Origin of the sequence: Saccharicrinis sp. GN24d3 (genome assembly GCF_052400645.1) — a bacterium.
Classification (GTDB): domain Bacteria; phylum Bacteroidota; class Bacteroidia; order Bacteroidales; family Marinilabiliaceae; genus Saccharicrinis.
In genome coordinates, this window is record NZ_JBQTGI010000008.1 from 44,551 (window position 1) to 67,262 (window position 22,712).

Annotated in this window: 15 protein-coding genes; 12 read left to right on the forward strand and 3 right to left on the reverse strand. The window is 37.8% G+C overall.

The window, feature by feature from the left end; genetic code table 11:
* Positions 1-3 precede the first annotated feature (3 nt).
* Positions 4-1,518: a tetratricopeptide repeat protein gene (locus tag ACT29I_RS11010; RefSeq protein WP_444793434.1), complete on the reverse strand. Its 1,515-nt coding sequence runs from the start codon at positions 1,516-1,518 to the stop codon at positions 4-6.
* Positions 1,519-1,784: 266 nt separating this feature from the next.
* Between ACT29I_RS11010 and ACT29I_RS11015 the strand changes: the two genes are divergently transcribed.
* The 12 genes from ACT29I_RS11015 (at position 1,785) to ACT29I_RS11070 (ending at position 21,406) form a co-directional block, all read left to right on the forward strand.
* Positions 1,785-2,933 (forward strand): helix-turn-helix domain-containing protein, encoded by a 1,149-nt coding sequence (locus ACT29I_RS11015; RefSeq protein ID WP_444793435.1) that lies wholly within the window; start codon positions 1,785-1,787, stop codon positions 2,931-2,933.
* Between the two features lie 936 nt (positions 2,934-3,869).
* Positions 3,870-5,771, forward strand: coding sequence for a 4Fe-4S binding protein (locus ACT29I_RS11020; protein WP_444793436.1), 1,902 nt, complete (start codon positions 3,870-3,872; stop codon positions 5,769-5,771).
* Positions 5,772-6,138: 367 nt separating this feature from the next.
* Positions 6,139-7,347 (forward strand): T9SS type A sorting domain-containing protein, encoded by a 1,209-nt coding sequence (locus ACT29I_RS11025; protein ID WP_444793437.1) that lies wholly within the window; start codon positions 6,139-6,141, stop codon positions 7,345-7,347.
* 252 nt (positions 7,348-7,599) lie between these two features.
* On the forward strand, positions 7,600-10,710 hold the full coding sequence (locus ACT29I_RS11030) for a SusC/RagA family TonB-linked outer membrane protein (RefSeq protein WP_444793438.1): 3,111 nt from the start codon (positions 7,600-7,602) through the stop codon (positions 10,708-10,710).
* A 37-nt stretch (positions 10,711-10,747) separates the two neighbouring features.
* Positions 10,748-12,220 carry a RagB/SusD family nutrient uptake outer membrane protein gene (locus ACT29I_RS11035; protein WP_444793439.1) on the forward strand — a complete coding sequence of 491 codons (1,473 nt, stop codon included), beginning with the start codon at positions 10,748-10,750 and terminating at the stop codon, positions 12,218-12,220.
* Positions 12,207-13,697: a hypothetical protein gene (locus ACT29I_RS11040; protein WP_430936088.1), complete on the forward strand. Its 1,491-nt coding sequence runs from the start codon at positions 12,207-12,209 to the stop codon at positions 13,695-13,697. The genes ACT29I_RS11035 and ACT29I_RS11040 overlap by 14 nt, the downstream gene beginning before the upstream one ends.
* Positions 13,698-13,839: 142 nt before the next feature.
* On the forward strand, positions 13,840-16,257 hold the full coding sequence (locus ACT29I_RS11045) for a zinc-dependent metalloprotease (protein WP_444793440.1): 2,418 nt from the start codon (positions 13,840-13,842) through the stop codon (positions 16,255-16,257).
* Between the two features lie 267 nt (positions 16,258-16,524).
* Positions 16,525-16,731: a hypothetical protein gene (locus ACT29I_RS11050; protein WP_444793441.1), complete on the forward strand. Its 207-nt coding sequence runs from the start codon at positions 16,525-16,527 to the stop codon at positions 16,729-16,731.
* Between the two features lie 52 nt (positions 16,732-16,783).
* The gene (locus ACT29I_RS11055) at positions 16,784-17,050 is read left to right on the forward strand and encodes a hypothetical protein (protein ID WP_444793442.1); all 267 of its coding nucleotides are present in this window, start codon (positions 16,784-16,786) and stop codon (positions 17,048-17,050) included.
* Between the two features lie 356 nt (positions 17,051-17,406).
* Positions 17,407-19,779, forward strand: coding sequence for a DUF2339 domain-containing protein (locus tag ACT29I_RS11060; RefSeq protein ID WP_444793443.1), 2,373 nt, complete (start codon positions 17,407-17,409; stop codon positions 19,777-19,779).
* The gene (locus ACT29I_RS11065; protein WP_444793444.1) at positions 19,769-21,013 is read left to right on the forward strand and encodes a DUF3999 family protein; all 1,245 of its coding nucleotides are present in this window, start codon (positions 19,769-19,771) and stop codon (positions 21,011-21,013) included. The genes ACT29I_RS11060 and ACT29I_RS11065 overlap by 11 nt, the downstream gene beginning before the upstream one ends.
* Before the next feature lie 129 nt (positions 21,014-21,142).
* A complete protein-coding gene (locus tag ACT29I_RS11070) occupies positions 21,143-21,406 on the forward strand; it encodes a hypothetical protein (protein WP_430936076.1) in 264 nt (87 codons plus the stop codon).
* Between the two features lie 447 nt (positions 21,407-21,853).
* Here the strand turns inward: ACT29I_RS11070 and ACT29I_RS11075 are convergent, their stop codons facing one another.
* Positions 21,854-22,354, reverse strand: coding sequence for a DsrE/DsrF/DrsH-like family protein (locus ACT29I_RS11075; protein ID WP_430936074.1), 501 nt, complete (start codon positions 22,352-22,354; stop codon positions 21,854-21,856).
* Between the two features lie 26 nt (positions 22,355-22,380).
* Positions 22,381-22,692 carry a TusE/DsrC/DsvC family sulfur relay protein gene (locus ACT29I_RS11080; RefSeq protein WP_430936072.1) on the reverse strand — a complete coding sequence of 104 codons (312 nt, stop codon included), beginning with the start codon at positions 22,690-22,692 and terminating at the stop codon, positions 22,381-22,383.
* Positions 22,693-22,712 lie beyond the last annotated feature (20 nt).

Here is a 22,712-nt window from a genome sequence, read left to right on the forward strand (position 1 = left end):
CCTTTATTCCGTCACTTTAATAATGGGCTTTTCCAGGGTGACATCAAAAGCAAAGTCTTTGTCGTCCATCTCTCCAGCCGTAGAGAATTTAACTTTTTGATTCAGGTATCCTTCTGCAGCCACTAAAAATACATAGTCAGTGTCTGGTTTTAGCTTGACCTTAAAGGTGCCATCCGAAGGTGTATTGATTTTCATCGTAGTACCATCACTACCAATCAGTCTTAAATAGGCCCCTGCAACAATTTCCTGATTGACATTGGTTATGGTTCCGTTAAGCGTAAAATGCAGTTTGGGTAAAACAAAGCTATACAGGTTATCAATTCCTTTTGAACTACCTCGTGATGAAGAAAAAATACCTTCTTCTAGTTTACCCTTAAAAACAATTCCGAAATCGTCGGAGTTACTATTTACCGGACTTCCCATATTGCTTACGATCCATTCTTTTTCTTCATCAGGAACAGCTTTGAAAATGTCCTGGCCGCCAAAACCTATGTGTGTGTCGGAGCTAAAATATAAAATTCCATCTTCCCTAACATAAGGGAACATCTCGTCTCCTTTGGTGTTAATGGCCGAACCCAGATTCTCAGGTTCTCCCCATGCACCGTCCTTTGTCTTGTGTGTTCTCCAAATATCCTTGCCTCCATAGCCACCTTCCCTGTCGCTCGCAAAATATAATGTTTCACCTGCCGGATCTATCGCCGGATGGGCAACCACCATACTGTCTTCGCCGATTACAATGACCTCTGGTTCTGCCCATTTTCCGCCACTGCGGGTACAATAGACTATCTCGGCACCTATGGGTTGCTCATTGTCAAACCGGCAGCGAGTATAGTATAATGTTTTCCCATCCGGACTAACATTGGGGGCACCGTCGTCATAGGCGGGGTTGTTGATCGGTTCTTCAAAGGCTTCCGGATCGGTCCATTCACCTTTGCTGTTAATTTTTGAGTAGTAAATAGATGATGTTCCCTGGCCTGTAATCCTGTTTTTTTTTCTTTTTTTAGCTTCTGTACGCATGGAGGAAAATATTACATAATCATAGGATTTACCCGCATATGCCGGTGAAAAATCACTGAATTTACTATTTAGGTCTTTAATTTTTTCAACGATATAGCGGTTGTCTTTGGGTTCTTTTTGCATCATCATGCACGAAGCCAGTCCTTTTTGCGCCCGAATATCTGCAGGTACCTTTTCAAGGTATGCCTCATATTCGGGAATAGCTTTTTCCAGTTTTCCTGCCTTGCGATAACACTCGGCCATATAAAGCTGGGCTTCCCTAACCGGATATTGATACCTGACAGCTTTGGAATAGGCAGAGGCCGCTTTGGTGGGTTTGTTTGTTATGCGGTAGCATTCGCCCATAAAGTAGGAGTATTCTCCCTTATTGTATTTGTTTTTTTCACCGGAATAGGCGCGTTTGTACAATTCTGCAGCTTTCGTATATTCTCCAATCTCAAAAGCTTTTTGAGCCTGAGTGATTTTTTTACCTCCGGAACAGCCTATGACTAGAACGGACATGATTATTGTAATATATACTATCTGGTATGTTGATTTTCTCATGTAGCTAAATGGTAATAAGCTGTAAAAATAGCTTAAAATAGTTTGCAATAAAAACGTAAAATACAATGGTTTATTTTGTGTATGCCACTTGTATTAAAATGAATGGATAGGCAAAGACGTAAACGAACTGATAATTAAAACTATATTTAAAATATTTTATCATTTGGTATGCTGTGTATCTAATTCAAGAAAACTATATTTGCACAGGATCGAAGTGCTAGTTCATGTCGTATATTTATATAGTTTGTTTTACGCTTATACTTTTCTTTTCATTTTCTCTGATCTCAAAGGCTAAAAAGACCTTATCGGAAAAGATATTTGTGGGTTGGATTTTTCTTTTAGCAATAACGGAATTGTCATTTTTTATCAATGCGCTTGGAATGGCAGGGGATTATTCCTTGTTGTTTTCGTTGGTATGTGATTCTCATGTGTTGCATGGAGGTTTCTATTATTTTTATGTGCAAAGCTTTACCGATAAGCAATTTAGGATGAAGGGAATTCATGTTTTTCATTTGCTTCCTTTTGCATTGATGTTTGGTTTAAAGTACTATTTTAATGAGGTACTCGGTGTGATGGATTGTTACGGTGTTGGATGTATACATGCTGGCAATAGATATATCGATCTGCTTACCTTCCTTAAGTTTGGAATATTGGGCGCCTATCTTTTTGCAGGGTGGCATCTGGTTCATGACCGGGTTCATCATAACCGTGGCGAAGATCGGCTGGAAAAAATACGATCAAACTGGATTGATAATATTACCGTCGGTATATTTATCATATATTCGTTTTCTGCTTCCTATAAGGTATTGGACAGATTGGAATTTAATTTCCTGGGCAGCGCCATCAATGCCATCAATATTATGGTTACCTTTTTTATTCTGATTTTTTTATATATGGGCAATAGCTATGCCTATATTTTTGTTTCCCCGTATCAAGGGAAGGGCATTGACCTGGATGCTGTTTCAAAAAATAAAGATGAACAGGCGAATGAAATGGCTGAGGAAGAGCCTGTAAAAGTTGATGTGGTGGATCTTGATCGGAAGTTTAACCTGATAGAGGCATATCTTAAAAGGGAGAAGCCTTACTTGAAAGGGCAAATGACCATCCGTCAACTCTCCGATAACATTGGTATTCCACAAAACGAAATATCTTATATCATTCAGCAAAAAACAGATAAGTATTATTGTGACTATATGAATGCTTTTCGTGTGGAAGCACTGAAAGAAAAATTAGATAGTCCTAAGTTGAACGAATTTACAGTCCTTTCGCTAGGTTTAGAATGTGGCTTTGCTTCAAAAACCAGTCTGAATAGAATATTTAAACAGCATACCAGTGTTACCCCTTCCGAATATCGTTCCAATAAGAATGCTTAGGCATGTGCATTGCAACTAGTGGATAATCCCGTTTGAACCGGACTGCCTGCTCCATATACCTGTTATATTCGTTTTCTTAAAGTTTAATAACTAGCCCTTGATTTCAGTCGCGGAATAAACGAGTTAAAAATTATGGCTTTAGCTTAAACCCGGATTATGTACTGGGGGTTCGTCATGAGCATTGCAAGTACGATAAAACAAGGCATTACTGAAACGAGGCATCACTTGTCCCGATTACTTTCGGGGGCATCGTTCTGGTGAGTTGAAGTGATGCAGCGAAGTGTCTGGTTTTAAAGTAATTTCAATGTGTAATAGAATTTCTAATGCATATTGCGGGTTAAACAAAGGAATAGGTTAGGTTTAGGTTAAAGTCATCTGTAATCACATAACTTTTCCCGATGCTAAAGCAGGGGTAGGTTAATTAACCAATCATAAGGTTTGGTTTTTCTCCTGCCTTAGAAAAGGAATTCAATATAAAATTGTAAACAATATATGGTGGTGTCTCATAATGGGGGGTGTGCTTTAAAAAGAGTTGAATAATAAAAGTAGCGCCTTCATTTGTTAGGGTGTTGAAATTTTAACGGTTTTTTTAATTGGGTTTGCCCCTTTGTAATAATTATTAACTTATAAAATATATTCTTTTCATGTTTCTTTACAGGGGAACGAGATAATTAGTTCAATTTAGAAAGGTTATTAATTAAAAGTATTAAAAATTTAAACTGCACATAATTAGAGTATTAAAGAGTGCCAAAATTTTTTGGTACCTCGCAAACGGGTACCAGTTGACATTTTTGGGGCGATGCGAGTTTATTTATTGCACAATTTTATCATCGAAAAATAACCTGCCACCAATACTGCCTTAAACTATACTAAAAACTTATTTTAATATATACCGAAGATGCCTTTTGTATTTATTAAACAAACGAAACGATTACAATGAAGAAATTTTTTACCAGAAATGGTATTCGCTCTCTTATTCAGATGAGTATTTTAGGGATTACAATTTATTGGTTGATCAAAGTGTTGATGAATCCTGAATTATTTGTGGATTTTGAGAAGTATTGTCCTATGGGAGGGATTCAGTCGTTGTTTACCTTTTTAGAAAATGGAGCACTAGCCTGCACTATGTCGGGCATGCAGCTGATATTAGGTGTTGCTTTGTTGGTTTGTGTGCTGCTGTTTAGTAAGCTTTTTTGTAGCTTTATTTGTCCACTCGGAACCGTTTCTGAATGGTTTGGGAAATTAGGGCGCAAGCTGAAAATTCAGTTTACCATCAATGATACCTGGGATAAGGTGCTAAGGATATTTAAATACGCTTTATTAAGTATTACTTTCTATTATACATTGTCGTCCAACGAACTTTTCTGTAAGGCCTACGATCCGTTTTTTGCCATTGTTTCGCGGTTTGGACACGATGTAATTCCATGGCTGGCCATTGCAGCTATAGCTATATTGGCAATAGGTTCCATTATAATTCCTATGTTCTGGTGCAGGTATGTGTGCCCACTCGGTGCTATCTCTACCTTGTTTAAGCATATTTATGTGGTTATCGCATTGGTGGTTATTTATTTGGTGATTTACCTGCTGAAAATTGAGGTTTCCTGGATATATCTGCTGATCATCCTATTTATAGCAGGCTATTTCTTCGAAGCCATTTTGCCCGAACGCAGTAAAAGCATTCAAATGATGAAGATTACCAGGAATACAGACTCTTGTATCGACTGTAATCTGTGTTCTAAAAAGTGTCCGCAAGGCATTGATGTGGCTTCACTTGAAGTGGTGAATCATTCCGATTGTAACCTTTGTGGAGATTGTGTGGGGAGCTGTCCGGTTAGCAATACCTTATTAATAAACAATAAAAACAGTTTCCGTTGGATGCCTATTTTAGCCTTGGCGGTGTTTGTCTTGGGCGGTATTTACCTGGGCAGCAAACTGGAACTGCCTACCGTAGATATTAAGTGGGGGACAGAAGAGGAAGTGGCAAAAAGCGAGTATGTTGAGTACTCGGGTCTCAAAAATGTGAAATGTTACGGAAGTAGCATGTCCTTTGTGGGGCAGATGAAAACCGTAAAAGGAACAACAGGAGCAGCTACCTATACAAACTCACATACGGTAAAAGTTTGGTACGATACTACCGCAACTACCGGAGCAGAGGTGAAAAAGGCCTTGTTTAGTCCGGTTAGGGTGCATGTAAAGGATGGTGTCGATTCACTAAAATATGCCATCGTAGATGCCAAAGTATATAATTTCTTCGACCAGATGGATGTTTTTTATCTCGACCAGATTGTACGCAGCGACGGTAATATACTGTCCTTTGAATCATCGTTTGGCGAACCTGTTAATATCAGATTCTATGCCGATTACAATATTAATACAGATTCGTTACGAAAAAGTATTGAACGTAAATACATTACCCTAAAAAGTGGTGGAAAAGAATACCAGCAGAGCATTAATTTCAAAGTGTCTGAAGCCAATAGAACCAAAGAGTATGTTACCGGAATAGACTTGAAACGAGGTATGTTTATGCCGTATAAACGGACTTGCAATAATTATAAGTCGTACCCGAAAGATCAGATAGTTTCCTTTGAAATGACCTTTGATACTTATCCGCGTAATGAGCAGATGATGCAATATGTAATCAACTCGGTGGCGAAAAAAGATACGGCCGTTGTGGGTATGGTAACTTATTACAAATCGGAACCGACACTGCGCGTGTATTTTGTTAAAGATAAAACAGACCCTCAAGAGGTGGCAAATCTAATTACAGCTGAAAAGCTCACTATCACCTACGACAACGGAGTTGTGGAAGAAATGGATAACCCATATACCTATAGATAAACAATATAAGCAGGTTTATAGCTGGCTACCCAAACAAACCTTTCCCTATTATTAGTGATTGTTGGTAGTTGACTATAAATCTAGCTTTGTTCCCCAAAGGGGAATTAGTAAACAATAATATTAATCTTTAAATTTTTTTACAATGAAAAACCTTTACATGACATTGGTTGCACTGATGGTTGCTTCCTTAAGTTTTGGACAGATTGAACTGGTTAAGGATATTTGTCAAGGAACAAACAGTAGTAGTCCATAGGAAATCTATGTTTTTGGTGACAACCTATTTTTTAAAGCAGATGCATATTATGATGTAAATGCAGATGGTGTTTATACTGGCGAAGGAGAGTATGACTATGGTATCGAACTCTGGATGTCAGATGGAAGTCCTACAGGGACAACAGAATTAGTTAAAGATATTTTGCCTGGAGATGGTACATCATCAGTTTTTGATTTTTTTGCATTGAATAATAATCTGTATTTCTCTGCTAGAAACGAAAATACATATCCAGCAACAGTAATGTATACTACGGATGGTACAGAAGAAAATACCGTTCCAACAGGAGTAACCCATGCCGCTTTGAATCCTTTGCAGTATGGCGATCTTATTTACTATGTTGCATCGAATAATCTTTATTCATACGATGGATCAACTTCAACATTAATTGATGCCACAGTTACAGTTGGAGGAGGAATATTTACTGTATTTAAAGATAAATTATTCCTTTATATGAAAACAGCTGACGCTACCACAGGAAGCGAATTGTACAGTTACGATGTTACAAATGGTTTTGTGCCTATCAAGGATGTAGACGAAGGAACAGGAAGTTCGAGTATCAGCTATTTTGCTGTTGTTGGTGATAAGCTATACTTCGAGGCTGACAATTACCTTTGGGAGACTGATGGAACTACTGATGGAACGGTTGCTGTTTCTTCTGCTTCGACAATTGGAGGTGTAAAATACTTATACGCCTGGAATGGTAAATTATATTTCGAGGGAGATGATGGTTCAAAAGACCAACTTTGGGTATTTGATCCAACAGGTGAAGGTTCCGTTACAAATATTAGTATGTTAAAAGATGATTTAGATGCAGATGTAGATCATAATCCAATTCACTTTGCTGCAATTGGTGATTACTTGTATTATGCTGCGGATGATGCTGATGCATCTAGTACTGATGATCTTTTATACCGTACTGATGGAACAAATATTGAATTAGTAGAGAGTACGATTACTAAAATTGATGACATCGTTGTTATGAATGACGTGCTTTATTTTGAAGGATATGCAGCTGCTAAAGGTAACGAATTGTATAAATTTGATCCATTAACCTTAGATGTTGCTGACGCAGCTTATGCTTCAAGCTTATCTATCTACCCTAATCCAACAGAAGGAACAATCAATATTGCCGGTTTAGAGTCTGTAGATACGGAGTATGTGGTATTTGATATTTCAGGTAGAACGGTTCAGGCGGGTGTTGTTGCCGGACAAAGTATTGATTTGGATGTTGAAGCTGGTATTTATATGTTGCAATTGGTTGATAACGGAATCAAATTAGTACATAAGATTCAAGTAAAATAATAATTGTGATACTAACGTCATTGCGAAGGGAACGAAGCAATCTATTAAATGGAACAGAAGGCCACGCTAACCTCGCAATGACGATTAATTTATAGATTTATAGGTTTTGTGAGATTCTTGATTAAACTGATACCTCATAACTAAATTAGCCACCACCTATCCTTTATTATACTCCTCCATTGTCATCAAAATAAATTGATGTTTATTTTTATATAGGTCTAAATAATTGAAGTATATAAAAATATATATGAATTGAATAAAGAAATAGAGGAGAACGAAACGAACAAAAACAAATCAATGAAGTCGATTTTTTATATACTGATATCCACACTTCTATTATTATCAAGTAATCTATTTGCACAAGGGCGGGTAGTTACCGGTAAGGTAACCGATGCCAGCGATGGCTCGCCTTTACCCGGCGTAAATATTATACTGCTGCCATCACAAAAGGGAACCATTACCGATTTTGATGGTAACTTCAAACTTATGATCAGGGAACAGGATGAGGATAGCGAAGAAATATTGGTCTCGTTTATTGGTATGAAAACCATCAAGGTACCTTTTACCAAACAAAGTAGCTTTCATTTTAAAATGGAGGAAGAAGTTAACGAATTGGAGCAGGTAGTAGTAACGTCATCATATGGAACTAAAAAACTAAAAGAAGATGTGGTAGGAAGCATAACCACCATACAAGCAAAAGATATTCAGGTGGATCAGGCATTTGAAAGTGTAGACAAGATGCTGGAAGGGCAGATTGCAGGAGTTATCATGGAAGCCGGGTCGTCGCCATTAGATCCGGTGTCAATTGATATTCGAGGGCAGGGAACTTTAACCAATAATACTACTTTGGGTACTTCGTCGCAACCGCTAATTATTATTGATGGGGTGATCATGACAGAAGAAACCGGGATGGATAGTCAATATTTTGACGGGGGTGGCGTTTTTTCCGAAGATTTTTTAAATCCATTAGCTCAAATTGCACCAGAGGACATAGAGTCCATTAACGTACTTAAGGATGCAGCTGCTGTGGGAATATATGGGGCGGATGGTGCTAATGGTGTAATTCTTATTACCACGAAAGGAGGTAGAAAAGGAAAGCTACGATTTAATGCATCCACACAGCAAGGTTATCAGGAAGCAGTAAACCGCATAAAATACTTAAGCGGAGAACAATATACTGACCTACGAAATGAATATCTAAGAAATACGGGTCAAGACGAAATTGCATACAATGGCGTTAACACGGATTGGTTTGATTTACTAAACAGAAATGGTTCTTATCAAAAATACGCCATGTCGGTGAGTGGTGGTTCCGAATTGTTCACGTTCAGGGCTGGGGTTAATTATCTTAAAATAAACGAACCGCAAAATGGCAATAACTCCAACCAATATAAGTTAAGTTCCAAGTTAAATTATCGAGACGATAAATTACAATTGACTTTGTCCTTAAATCCCAGTATTATCCAAAAGGAAAATCCTAACATTTACTATTCATATGCGTTTGCTCCCAATATTGCTCCGTACAACGAAGATGGAACCTTTGGCGAAATTGGAGTGCAAGGTATGGCAAACCCGCTGGCTGCGTTGGAACAAAACATAAACGAAAGTGATACCTATGGGATAATGAGTAGTTTTGATGCCATATATAACATTACCGAGGACTGGAACTTGTTTACCTCTTTTGGTATTGATTATAAAGACAAGGAACAGGATAGATATTTCTCTGGTGCGAATGAAAGCGGACGTTACAGTGGGACCTTTGAAGTAGACGGAATTGAATACCCCAGATGGGGACGTAGGGTTATTAATCAGCGACAATCTACATCGTGGAGTTGGAAGGGAAATACATCCTTTAAGAAACAGATTACAGAAAGCCACTATTTCGATATCATGGCGGGAGCTGAGTTATACGAGAGTAAGGCTGACCTGCAATACCATTCTGGGGCGGGATTTGTTAACCCGGATATTATCAACCCGGTTTCTGCAGCAGTACAGGATGATGATCCTGAAACTGAAAAGGATGAAACGAACAGTAACCAAAACGATGGTTCAGATATCAATAATAATTCCAGGGTTTCGTTATACTCTCAGATTAATTATAACTTTAAGAAAAAGTACTATCTACTAGTTAATCTAAGAAGGGATCAAAGTTCTGTTTTTGGAGATAATACTGATGTGGCCTTTAATGGAGGAGCCGGTGTAAGTTGGGCTATCTCAAAAGAATCATTTTTAAATGATGTTAAATGGATCGATTTCTTAAAAATTAGAGCCAGTTTTGGATCAACCGGTAACTCTAGGATTGGGTCGTATAGCTCAAAGGGTTTGTATTACTTATCGACTTCTTTTGGGTACAACAGGTTACATTATGCCCGACCAGATGATGCACCGAATGACGAATTGGGTTGGGAGAAGAATTTCAAGTATGATTTGGGAATTGATTTTAACTTCTTAAAACGATTTACATTTACAGCCGAATATTTCTACGATGATATTCAAAATATGATATCTAGTAGAGATGTGCCATCAGAAACAGGGTATAATTCAACTCAAATAAACGGTACCAATATGGCAAACCAAGGGCTTGAGTTTGCTCTTTCCAGTAAAATAATAAACGCTCCTGGTTTTAAATGGGACATGAGAGTGAATTTATCGACATTGAAAAATGAAATCACTTCGCTGAAAAATTTCGGGGATGATTATTCTTTGTCAAGTACAGCCACTTCAATTAGACAAGGCTATAGTACTTCAACTATTTGGGGAATTAAATGGGTAGGTATTGACCCTGCTACAGGACGTGATTTGCTCGAAAAGGATGGGGAGATATACGATGCAGCAACTTATAACAATATTTTCTCTGCAGTAGACTGGGTGCCTATAGGAAATAGACAACCTGATTTTTATGGAGGGTTTTCCACATCTTTTTCATACCGAAACAACTTAAAGTTGAGCGTTAGGGGATCGTACAAATATGGGGTGGATAAGATGGTGGATGATGAGTTGATTGCTAAATATAACATTACAGTAAACCGGAATTTAAGTGTTAATGCATACGACTATTGGAAACAACCAGGTGACATTGCAACACAGCCGGCTGTTACCAGCGATAATCCCCCTATATCTAACTATAACAAATATGTTTATGATGCTTCACACTTTAAAATCAATAATATAAGCTTATCTTATATTTTACCAGTTGCTAAAATGAACATCTTCCTTGATAATTTGGTAGTTAATTTTGATGTTTCTAATGTTGCTACTTTTTATAAAGATAAAAGCCCCTATGGGAAGAATGGTATAAAAGAATTCTATTATTTATATCCTCAGGCACGTACCTGGTCATTAGGTATTAAGGCAAGTTTTTAGTGATTAAAATATTTTCAATTTGAATAAAGAAGAAACGATGCGAAATATATTAGTATATCTTACAGCTATATTGTTATTGTCAGTAAGTTGCAGTGATTTTCTGGAGCAGGAACCAGGAACTCAAACATCTACTGAGGAATTGTTTTCAACCTATGAGGGGTTTCAACTGGCATTAAATGGATGTTATTATGACCTTGAAGATATTTCTACTTTTAGGCAGCATGCCATCTACGCCGATTTATTGGGTGGCAACATTGTTTTTACGCCTTCCCATACATCTTCCAGTAAAGGGGAAATAGATGTTCCATATTCCGTTGAAAATGTATACTCTTTTCAGGATAAAGAAGAGAGTAGTGACTTGTCATCGTTGTATGATGGAGCTTATGAAATAATCAATGCGAGTAACGAAATATTGGAACATTTGGATCAATTAACAGAGGTGGGTGATGACGTAAAAAGACAACTTAAGGCCGAGACATTATGCATAAGGGCGTTATGTCATTTTTACCTGGTCAGAATGTATTCGCAGAACTTTTCTTATACCCCTGATGCTTCTCATTTAGGCATTGTTTGTAACGAAAGAACTCAACAGGTTGGCGTAGATTACCCTGCACGAAAAACAGCGGTAGAGAGTTATAGTTTTGTTTTAAATGACCTTGAGGATGCGATTGATAATTTTACAGAAATTAGCTTACTGAGCGGACCTTCATATTCATATTTTAATAACATCTCGTGTAAGGCTTTGTTAGCAAGGGTAGCCTTATATGCCAACGAATATCAAATGGCTGTTGACTATTGTAGCGATGTTATTCTGAACAGTGGGATTTCATTGATGAGCAAAGAGGAGTATGACAATCAATGGAAAGAAGACAATGCTCCTGTTTCGGAAATTATATTTGAGTTTTCGGCAGTACAAAGCGAGGATGGTACTTATCAAACTACGAATACTATGGCTGGAGCCTACGGTTTTTTTAGTACAAGCGATTATCAGGAATACTCAAGTTCAGGAGATTTGTTGAGTCTGTTTGAAGCAGGAGATGTGAGAGGGGATTCCATGTTTTTAGAAGTTGATTTGCCAACTGTAATCCCCAATCAAACCGATTTGGAGGATCTGCCATATTACTTCACACATAAATTCCAGGATAACCCTGGAAATCCTTTGATGCGATTAAGCGAGCTTTATTTGATTAGAGCCGAAGCTTATGCACGGTTGGATGAGCAGGGAAATGCATTAAGCGATTTAAATACAATAAGGGATAGGGCAGGGGCGACACCTGCTTTAATTACCGACGATTTATTAGATGAAATATTTTTGGAACGAAGACGTGAGCTTTGCTTCGAAGGACATTTGTTGTTCGATATAGCTCGTTTTCATAAGAATGTTGATCGTAACGATGGTTGTATTGCCAATACTTGCCATCTTGATTATCCGTCTAATTATTTTGTGTTACCTATTCCCAGAGGAAATACTTATTTAAATTCAAATTTGGTTCAAAATGAAGGTTACTAAAGTATTATTCATATTAATTATTGCTATTACATTTTTAAGGTGTGATTCCGATGATATTACGGGGGAAATGACCTATAATGGTTCCCCTTTTGTGCGCTTTTTCCTGCTGACAAATAGTAACAATGAACCGTTTGAGGCAGGAGATGTAAAAGATAATAGTGAAACAGCATTGGAGGAGTATACGCATGAATCCATTAAACCGCTGAAAATTCCTGTTGTCTTAACTTATCCCGGTTTAGACAAAGAAATAACGGTTGAATACTCTAGTGATGTAACTGGTAATTTTGATGGTTTAAACGTCAGTCCGGCAAACTTATCTTTTGGTCCGGATAACTTTACAGATACAATTACTGTAAATTTTAACAAACGATGGAATGCGGATGATGACATTAAAATTGACTTTGTTTTGGTGGACACTAGTGATGAAAATGTAAACCTGGGACATCTAAATAGCGAATTGAAAAATAAGAACCTAGCTTTAAGCCTAGGTACGGTTAATACAAGTGTTTCGTTTTCTGATAATCGCAAGGAAATAGATGGGTTGGTGGGTGAACGGATAGAATTTGAGATATTGTTCAATAAGGGGTTTTTACCAGAGGAAGTAGAATCATTACAGTTGTTCGATCAGATTAAAGAGTTTGATTATGTTTTGGAACGTGAGTTGGACCTTGTGAACTTTTCGAAAATTAAATACATATTAACATTAAATGAAAATATAAATGATGATGATGTTGAATATACCACCAAGTTAAAATTGGTTGAAGAATCCTTGTATCAGTCTTCGGGTAATTCCAGTTTCTGGATAGTGAAACCTATAAAAATACCGAGAGATAAAAAAGTGTTTACCGCATCTAATTTTTATAACCTTAGCGATCCTTATTATAGAACTTACGGCGAAAACTGGATGGATTACAATAGTGAGCCTGGTTGTGAGTGGACCGCTTTTAATACCTTCACATATCCGTTGGTTGTTCCAGCCACAGATTCAATGGCAGTGTTGTATTCCGATAATGGTACTTCAGATACTAATGACGATGTTTATCACCATGCATTTAAGGTAGGTTTTTATTCGCCTAATGCAGGAAGAACAGTAAATTCATTTAATTTGAAACGCTGGTTCACTAATGACTATACAGATGAAGATAAGTCTCCAGGGTTTAACATTAGAGATGCGTTGGAGTTTTTCCCGAAAGATGGAACCAGTGCATCAGAGGGAATAGTGAAGGTAACCGGACAGGAGTTAACCATTTCAAATAAGACTTATGAAGAATTTAAGATAGAAATTAGTGGAAGTGGCACATATCAGGAAGTTTCAGAAGGTCTTTTCGAAATAATTTTGGTTTTAAAAGCTTACAGCGAGGAATTGTTCGGAGGGACGCGTGAGTCCCATTACCGGATATATAATAAAAATAGTTATGGAGGAGATCCAGAACCATTAAGCGAAGGATGCTTTGAACCTCAGGAATTAGTGAAATAATTTTCTATTAGAAAAATAACTAAAAATGCAATTATATAGATTGTAAATAAAGTAATGCAGAGCCCGGAGTGAAGAGGTATATTAAAACGATATGTCTCCAAGTCTTTGTGTTCATCCAATTTGATTCTAATTTTAAAAAAAAATGAAAATATTCCATTTATTGATAAGCCTATTGGTTATAGGTTCATTTTCGGTACAAGCCGAAGAAAAAAACGAAACTAAAACCAACGGGAAAATAAAACCTTACGAAAAGGTGATCACCTCCGATTTTACCACGCAAAAGGGAATGTGGACGGTGCATAAGAGTGAAGATAAGTTGTATTTCGAGATACCGGATTCTTTATTCAAACGCGAGTTTCTGATGGCTTCGCGTATTGCCAAGGTGAGCAACCCGGCACGCGGAAAAGCTTATGCAGGTGAGTTACGTGTAGGACCTGTGGTATTCCAATTTTCACACGATGAAGAAAATGTATACCTTTTGGTTCCTAATGTAAAAGACGTATTAGGAGAAAAAAGTGAGGACATTAAAAATGCCTTCGCCCGAAACTACATGACTCCGGTATTGGAAACCTTCCCAATAAAAGCTTTTGGTAAAGACAGTGCTTTGGTGATTGATATGACCGATTTTTTTGATAAAGAATTACCCGTGGTTACACCGTTTAAAAGCAAAGGAAAACCCGGAAAACTGGATACAGAATCATCGTACCTGGCCAAAGTGCAGGTATTTGAAAAAAATATCGAGTTACAATCTTATTTTAACTGGAGCACAAATTCTACACCCTACCGTACCATGGTCAACCGTTCCATTGTATTACTCGATAAAGAACCCATGATGCCCCGATTAAGCGATCGCAGAATCAACTTTTTCGATGGCGGTATAACCTATTTCGAGGACAATGGCGGAACATCCCGGAGGGAATCTTATATTCATCGCTATAGGATGGAACCTAAACAAAAAGACATAAAAGATTACCTGGCAGGAAAATTAGTGGAACCTAAAAAACCTATTGTTGTTTATATCGATAATGGTATGCCCAAAAGGTGGCAAAAATATGTAAAACAAGGTATCGAAGATTGGCAAATGGCCTTTGAAGCCATTGGTTTTAAAAATGCCATTATGGCCAAGCCATTTCCTGACGACCCGAAATTTAATCCTGATAACCTGATCAACACCACTTTCCGCTATGTGCCAAATACTACTATAAATGCCCAGGGGACTCGCTGGACAGATCCGCGTTCGGGCGAAATCATAAAAGGAGATATTATCTGGTATGGCGATGTGATTCAAAAGCTGCACGACTGGCGTTTGGTACAATGCGGACAGGTTGAAGAGGAGGCTCGCGAGAAGTTGTTCTCGGATGAGCTGATGGGACGTTTGATTCGTTATGCAGCAGCTCACGAAATGGGACATACACTAGGATTTGAGCACAATATGAGAGCTTCATATGCATATCCGGTAGATTCGCTGCGTTCGGTTACTTTTACCCAAAAATATGGCACTACCCCATCTATTATGGATTATGCCCGATACAATTATATAGCGCAACCAGAGGATAAGGGCGTGGAACTAACGCCGCCGCCACTGGGCGTATTCGATATCTTTGCCATTAAATATGGATATCAATGGTTACCTAACATTGCCAAACCAGCTGAAGAATACGAAACATTAAATAGTTGGTTTTTAGAAAAGGCCGATGACCCCATGTATCGTTTTACGCCCCAATTTGCCATGGGTATTTCCGGCGATCCGGCAGCTCAGGCCGAGGCTTTGGGCGATGATGCTGTTTTGGCGGGTACCTATGGTATGAAGAACCTGAAATTTATAATGAACCACCTGGTAGAGTGGGGGACTGAGCCTAACAAGGATTACGATTATCTACGTCAGTTATATAAAGAAGTAACCAGTCAGTACAACCGTTACCTGGAGCATTCCATGTCTTACATTGGTGGGGCTTACCAGTATTTTGGTGTAGAAGGTGAGGATAAACCCTTGTTTACACCGGTTAGTAAAGCCAAACAACAAGAGGCCATAGCCTGGATAGTAAATGAAATGGCCAATAGCGAATGGCTCGTTAACAAAGATATTGAAGACCGATTAGGTTCGTTACGAAATGATTACTATAAAAAAGTGATTGGTGCCTTTGATAAGATGATGAGCGGATTCTTCTTTCAACGTATCGAAACCAACCGTTCTGTTTATTCATCGGAAGCGTACTTAAGCGATATGAGCGATTTGATTTGGGGATTATCCGAAGGTGGATTAACTGATATTGAAATGGCCTTGCAACAAAGCTACGTGCATAATCTCATTACGATGACCAACTCGGTAAAAAACCATTTAAAACCACAGATTTCCAGTAAGCTGTTTGAGGATAGTTTTGGTAATGAAACAGCCCTGGCAACAGGAAATGCAGCTAAAGTAAATTATGTAGATCGTTTTATCGTGATGGCTTCTTTAACTGAGTTAGAAAAAGCAGAGAAGATAGTAAAGAAGCAAATCAAAGGAACCCATAAAGCACATTATGCGTTGATGTTAAAAATTATTGAAGCGAATAAATAGAGGGATGGCATCGCTCCAAGCGATGCTATCCTATTAATATAACTCACCGGATGAATATTTACATTACGCAAATTTTCATCCGGTGAGTAAAAACAACCTAAAGCTAGCTCGGATTTGTAATCCGAGTTCAAATAAACATTGTGCACCTTAGTGCCCTTCGTGCCTCCGTGGTAAAAAAAACCAATGAGAAAGATTTCCGAGAAATTATCATTACTTCTTTTAGCTATTTTGTTTGCATCAAATACCATCGCCTAAACCTCCTATGCCGTGGACCAGGTAAAAGGCACCAACCTTAAAACTATTGACAGGTTCTCGCTCAACTACCAATATATCGATAAAGATAATAATGTGGTTATCGATTCCGTTACTTTTCAAAAAGCATGTGTAACACATAAGCTACCTGCGTCACAAATGAAAACCTACACCGATTCGGTAGCTGTGGTTATGATGCTGGAGTTTAACGATGGAACATAGCCAACAAAGCCATTAGTACCGCGGGTATACCTGGACCAAACAAAGTTATTTTATGTGGATAGCTCCAACTGAAGCCAAAAAGTTTGCATCATCACTTGACTTACACCATTCTTATAAGCTACGCCAATGGTTAAGCGCCGAGAATAATCCCGACAAAAAGGTTTTAAAGGCATTGAAGAAGATTAAGTCAAAACTCAAAAAAGCAGGGCTATCAGAGTATGACGGAGCCTCACGTGCCAAGTTTTTAAGTTATGCTTATAGCAACAATCCTGAAAAGATTGCTTTCTATGCTAAAAAAAGAGCAGAAAAAAACGTTTAATGGAGGTCTAAAAAAAACGACATGGTAAAATAGATCGTTTAAAAATTGGCGTAGGCTGCGATGAGGAAAATTGTTGCCAGAAGTAAAGGTCAACCAATAAACGCCGTGGTATCCTCGATGATCAAGAACCTGGTTTGGGAACAACGGAGGTTTATTCCATACAGAAATGAATAGCCTATATTTCTAAAATTGGTTTTATAGTAATCCGAAGTAGTTGTTTTAAAGGATTTCACCATTGAAAAGCGTTCAGGACCTCCAATCGTCGCAGACATTGGAGCGTCAGAATATACCGTCCCTCTTGTTTCAAAAAAAATCGTACTTTGTAATACCTAAATTACAAACCGAACAGACTTGATATGGATAGCTCAGACGATCAAATCAGAAAACTGGAACAAAAACTTGACTATATCCTTAAGCGACAAGTTGATTTTACCAAGGAAATTAATAACATAAAGGAAGAAATAAACCTTATCAGAAAAATCGAAAGTTTGTCATCTTCGCAAACAGAGGAGTCGACCTCGAAAGTTTCGACAGAAAAAGGTATTTATAATCCGGCAGGTGTTAGATCGTTGCAGGAAAATAGTAATCCGGAGCAAAAGCAAAAGGCAACAGAACCTGCTATTTCTTTAAAAGAACAGGCTAGGCCAAAAGACCTGATTAAACACCAAAGCAAAACAAGCCTGGAAAAGTTTATCGGCGAAAACCTGATGAACAAAATAGGAATTGCCATCTTGGTAATAGGAATTGCTATCGGAACCAAATATTCCATCGAGCATAATCTAATCAGTCCCTTAACACGGATCATCCTGGGCTATGTAAGTGGTATTGCACTCCTTGTGGTTGGGATGAAAATGCGGAGCAAGTACGAAAACTACAGTGCCGTATTGGTCAGTGGTGCCATGACAACCATGTATTTCATCACTTTCTCGGCCTATAGTTTTTTTGGTTTAATACCGCAAGTACTCTCCTTTGGTCTAATGGTTGTGTTCACGGTTTTTACGGTTATTGCAGCGCTATCCTATAGCCGTCAGGTGATTGCCCTAATTGGTTTGGTGGGTGCTTATGCCATACCTTTTTTGTTGAGTGATGATAGCGGGAATGTACTACCCTTGTTTACTTATATAGCCATCATCAATGTCGGTATTCTGTTTATCTCTCTAAAAAAATACTGGAAACCACTTTACTATGTTTCTTTTGGTTTAAGCTGGTTGATGTTTTTTATGTGGTACCTGCCCGAATATAAGTTTGAACCGTATTTTGCCCTGGCATTAACTTTTGCCAGTATTTTCTTCATATCGTTTTACATCACCTTTTTAGCCTACAAGCTACAGAAAAACGAAGTGTTCAAACGACCCGATATTATTCTGTTATTAGCCAATTCGTTTATTTTTTATGGAATAGGATATTCATTGCTCGATAAACAGATAGGGTACGAGCAATTACTGGGTTTATTTACCCTTTGCAACGCCATTGTTCATTTTACGGTAGGACTTATTGTTCATCAACAAAAACTGGCAGACAAGAACCTGTATAATTTGGTGACAGGGCTGGTACTGGTTTTTGTGGTGATTGCTATTCCTGTTCAATTGGACGGAAACTGGGTGACACTGCTTTGGGCAGGTTTGGGTGCATTGTTATATTGGATTGGTAAAACAAAAGAGGTTTCCTTATACGAACTGCTATCTTACCCGTTAATGCTGTTGGCATTTTTTAGCCTTCTTCACGATTGGATGTTTAATTATAATGTGCCATACAGTGGTGTTGACAAGAGTTTAGTCAGTATTTTTAATATTAACTTTTTGTCTTCGTCGCTGGTGATTGCAGCTTTCGCATTTATACAATATGTACAGCATAAAAACCAATCTCACTTGTTGGAATACCCACGAATATCACAACGGTTTACTTATGTTATTCCCGGTATGTTGCTGTTTGTTACCTATTACGCATTTAAAATGGAGATATCTTATTATTGGAATCATCTTTTGGTGGATACCAGAATTTCGGTTAAACCAGAGGGAAAGGATTACTATAATTTTATCAGTAATTATGATTTAAATCGGTTTAAAACCATCTGGTTGTATAATTACTCAATGCTATTTGCAGCTATTCTATCGCTTATCAATTTAAAGAAAATTAAAAGCATAAGTCTGGCCTATGTTACGCTAGGCGCAAGTGTGTTGATTATTGGCTTGTTTATAACCAATGGCATTTACACCCTGGGTGAATTGCGGGATAGCTATGTACTTCAATCGCAGTCGGAATATTTTCATCGTGGATTTTTTAATGTAGCCATGCGGTATGTGTGTGTCGCTTTTGTGGCAGCACTTATGTATTTTGCTTATCTAAATCTGCATATCAATAATCTGTTAAATAAATATAGGCTTTACTTCGACCTGTTATTACATATCACGATTATAACAATGTTGAGTAACGAGTTGGTTACCTGGTTGTCGGTAAATGGTTTTGAATCAGTTTATAAAACCACTTTGAGCATTTTGTTTGGGGTTTATTCGCTTGCAATCATAATCCTGGGTATGGTTCAAAAAAGGCAACACTTGCGGATAGGGGGGATGTCGCTTTTTGCAGTCACGCTGTTAAAACTTTTCTTTTATGATCTGACCAACTTAAGCACCATACAAAAAACTATTGTGTTCGTTTCCCTGGGGGTGCTACTTTTGGTGATCTCATTTTTATATAACAAATACAAACCCGTAGTCAATGAAGAGTAGATATATTGTATTTCTTCTGTTTATATTGCTCAACTCTTTGATGTGTGCACAAATAGAAAAATATAAGTACAAAAGGGAGATTTTGAATATAAACGAAACATGGCATAGATTGGAGCTTCCAGATAATATGTTCGGAAACTTAGAGGATAACCTTGCCGATATTCGAATTTATGGAATAACGCCATATAAAGATACGGTTGAGGCACCTTATTTTTTAAAGGAAAATGTTCCGCAAACATCTGTCAAAAAGATCCGTTTTAAAACGATTAATAAATCGCATGATAAAAATGGTTATTACTATACCTTCGAATTAAAAGAGGGTGTATCGGTTAACGAGATAGAGTTAGACTTTACACGGAAAAATTTTGATTGGCAGGTGCGTCTCGAAGGAAGCTCGGACAGCAAAGAGTGGTTCACGATATTAGATGATTACAGAATCGTATCCATAGTGAACGATTTTACTGATTTTCAGTTTAACAAACTGTCATTTTCTTCATCAAAGTATAAATACCTGAGGCTATTTATTCCTGCAACAAAAAATCCACGTTTAAGCAGTGCGGCTCTTGTTCAATCGAGTACACTTGATGGGGAAGGAAAAAAATATCCAGTCAAGAACTTTTATGTAACCGAAAATAAAAAGTATAAGACGACCGAAATTGAAGTGGATTTTGATGACCCAGTACGTGCAGGAAAAGTGACTATTAACATTAAAAGTGATTTCGATTATTACAGACGCGTTAGTATTAAATTAATACAAGATAGTATTGAAACAGAAACTGGATGGGTTTATAGGTATGGTAAATTGCTCATAGGAACTTTAAATTCGCTGGCAACGAATGATTTTAACTTTAAAAGTACAACATTAAAGAAGATGCTCGTCTCTATCGAGAACAATGATAACGAGCCGTTGGATATTGAGTCAATAGAAGTAACGGGCTACAAACACGAATTGAACGTCAGATTTGCAAGAGAAGCGACTTATTACTTGTTTTATGGTAACAAAATGGCTTTGTTGCCCAAGTATGATATAGTCAGGTTCCAAGATCAAATACCTGCACGGTTGACTGCCCTGAATTTAGGTGATGAAGAAAGGATGTTTGACCGTAAAAACATCCCCCCATCCGCAATTTTTAACAAATTCTGGCTTTGGGGTGTAATGGTTGTTGTAATTGTTTTATTGGCGTGGTTCTCTTTAAAAATGCTTAATGGAAAGCACTCATCGGATGACGGTTAGTTTTTAGGTATAGCCGTCAGATAAGTTTGCAGTGCAGCAGCCCATAAAGCGCGTGAGGATAATGTAAAATAGAATTGACTTTTGACAGCCAAAACACTAACTTCCTGTCAACTATTAAATCCAGACATTATGAACTCAGAAAAAATCACAATTTTAGGCGTTAGTGTGTTCGATCGTACCAAAGAAGCGGGAGAAGTGCAAAAAGTGTTAACTAAATTTGGCTGCTCCATTAAAACCCGTTTGGGATTGCACGAAGTTTCGGATGACTTTTGTAGCAAAAGCGGATTGATTATCCTCGAATTGTTTGGCGATAAAAAAGAACAGAAGAAACTGGAAAAGAAACTGGTAGGCATTGAAGGTGTTGAGGTACAGAAGATGGCCTTTAAGTGTTAGTCCTAAACTCATTGGGTGACTATTTATATTGTATCAAAAGTCATCCATAAGTGTTTTGGGTTAGCCGCTTTGTTTACGGCATGGCACCTGCATTTTGTTCTGGCGAAGAGGCTGATATCTCGGTTACCAGGTTGGCAGGTTTTTGGATGTCAGCAACCGATCTGGTAAATTTCTTTCCAACCCTTTGAACTACATCTAAGCTATTGGTACCTTGCTCACTAATTTCATTGGCACAATTACGACGGCGTTCTGCTACTTATCTGCATCTTGGAGAAAGCTTAAGTACGAAAACAAAAGGTAAACCCTTTGAAGTATGAAAGTACCTATTGTCCCTACACCGGAAACCATTTGTAATAAGTATTAAATAATTAATTGGTATAAAACCTATCGACAAAGTTGCCGGTAGGTTATTTAACACTAGTCACAGATTCAATTAGAATGGTTATATTAAGTAAAAATAATCTGCGTGTTATCTCCGCCACACATGGCATAAAAATCGGCAACAGTTAATACCGCAGAGACCTCTTCGTACAAATCATCCTTGGTTAATTTAAACATGTCCATGGCTAATTTACACGCATAAATTTCTCCACCTCCCGCAGTAATCATTTCAAAGAATTCTTCAACAGGAGGAATATCCAAATCTTCCATTTGCTTTTTCATCATAGATGATACGCCAGCTTCTACGCCCGGTAACATACCCAGTAAGCTCGGAAATGCCAGGCCACCAGGCATTCGCATTGCTGGATTTCCTATGGTTGCCGTATGTAGCTTGTTCATTTGTTTTTTAGTGATCGCATCTAAACCAAAAAAGGTAAAAAATAATTTTGCTTCGATGCCTTCCATAACAGCACCGTTAGCTAATACAAGCGTAGCATAAACATCTTCAATGGATCCTTTTGCACATATAATACACACTTTTTTTAATGGACTATCTTCTTTATTCATGGCTTTTGTTTTTTAATGAGACTGACTTAAACACAGCTTGAAGGTTTTGGAATACCTGCAATTCGGGAGGCATATTTTAATGGTCCACCAGGGAATAGCTTGTATAATCCCTTAATGTCTGTGATGCCTGACTTACCCACTTTACGAATAGTTAATACTTCACCACTTTCAAATTTCTCTCTTAAATAAGCCAACACTTCAAAGTGTAATTCTGTAAGTTCAATACCTATCTCCTTGGCAATGGCATGGGCTATTTCCCGATCCCATTGTGCCGGATTGGTCATATAACCTTCATCGTTTACATCTACCGTTTTGTTTGCATATTCTTTTTGTGCCATCGTAGTATAAATTTAGTTTG

Coding starts and splice junctions, on each gene's coding strand:
- ACT29I_RS11015 (WP_444793435.1), top strand. CDS start 1,785: ATGTCGTATATTTATATAGTTTGTTTTACGCTTATACTTTTCTTTTCA.
- ACT29I_RS11055 (WP_444793442.1), top strand. CDS start 16,784: ATGTGGATAGCTCCAACTGAAGCCAAAAAGTTTGCATCATCACTTGAC.
- ACT29I_RS11010 (WP_444793434.1), bottom strand. CDS start 1,518: ATGTCCGTTCTAGTCATAGGCTGTTCCGGAGGTAAAAAAATCACTCAG.
- ACT29I_RS11025 (WP_444793437.1), top strand. CDS start 6,139: ATGTCAGATGGAAGTCCTACAGGGACAACAGAATTAGTTAAAGATATT.
- ACT29I_RS11080 (WP_430936072.1), bottom strand. CDS start 22,692: ATGGCACAAAAAGAATATGCAAACAAAACGGTAGATGTAAACGATGAA.
- ACT29I_RS11045 (WP_444793440.1), top strand. CDS start 13,840: ATGAAAATATTCCATTTATTGATAAGCCTATTGGTTATAGGTTCATTT.
- ACT29I_RS11035 (WP_444793439.1), top strand. CDS start 10,748: ATGCGAAATATATTAGTATATCTTACAGCTATATTGTTATTGTCAGTA.
- ACT29I_RS11075 (WP_430936074.1), bottom strand. CDS start 22,354: ATGAATAAAGAAGATAGTCCATTAAAAAAAGTGTGTATTATATGTGCA.
- ACT29I_RS11070 (WP_430936076.1), top strand. CDS start 21,143: ATGAACTCAGAAAAAATCACAATTTTAGGCGTTAGTGTGTTCGATCGT.
- ACT29I_RS11065 (WP_444793444.1), top strand. CDS start 19,769: ATGAAGAGTAGATATATTGTATTTCTTCTGTTTATATTGCTCAACTCT.
- ACT29I_RS11020 (WP_444793436.1), top strand. CDS start 3,870: ATGAAGAAATTTTTTACCAGAAATGGTATTCGCTCTCTTATTCAGATG.
- ACT29I_RS11040 (WP_430936088.1), top strand. CDS start 12,207: ATGAAGGTTACTAAAGTATTATTCATATTAATTATTGCTATTACATTT.
- ACT29I_RS11060 (WP_444793443.1), top strand. CDS start 17,407: ATGGATAGCTCAGACGATCAAATCAGAAAACTGGAACAAAAACTTGAC.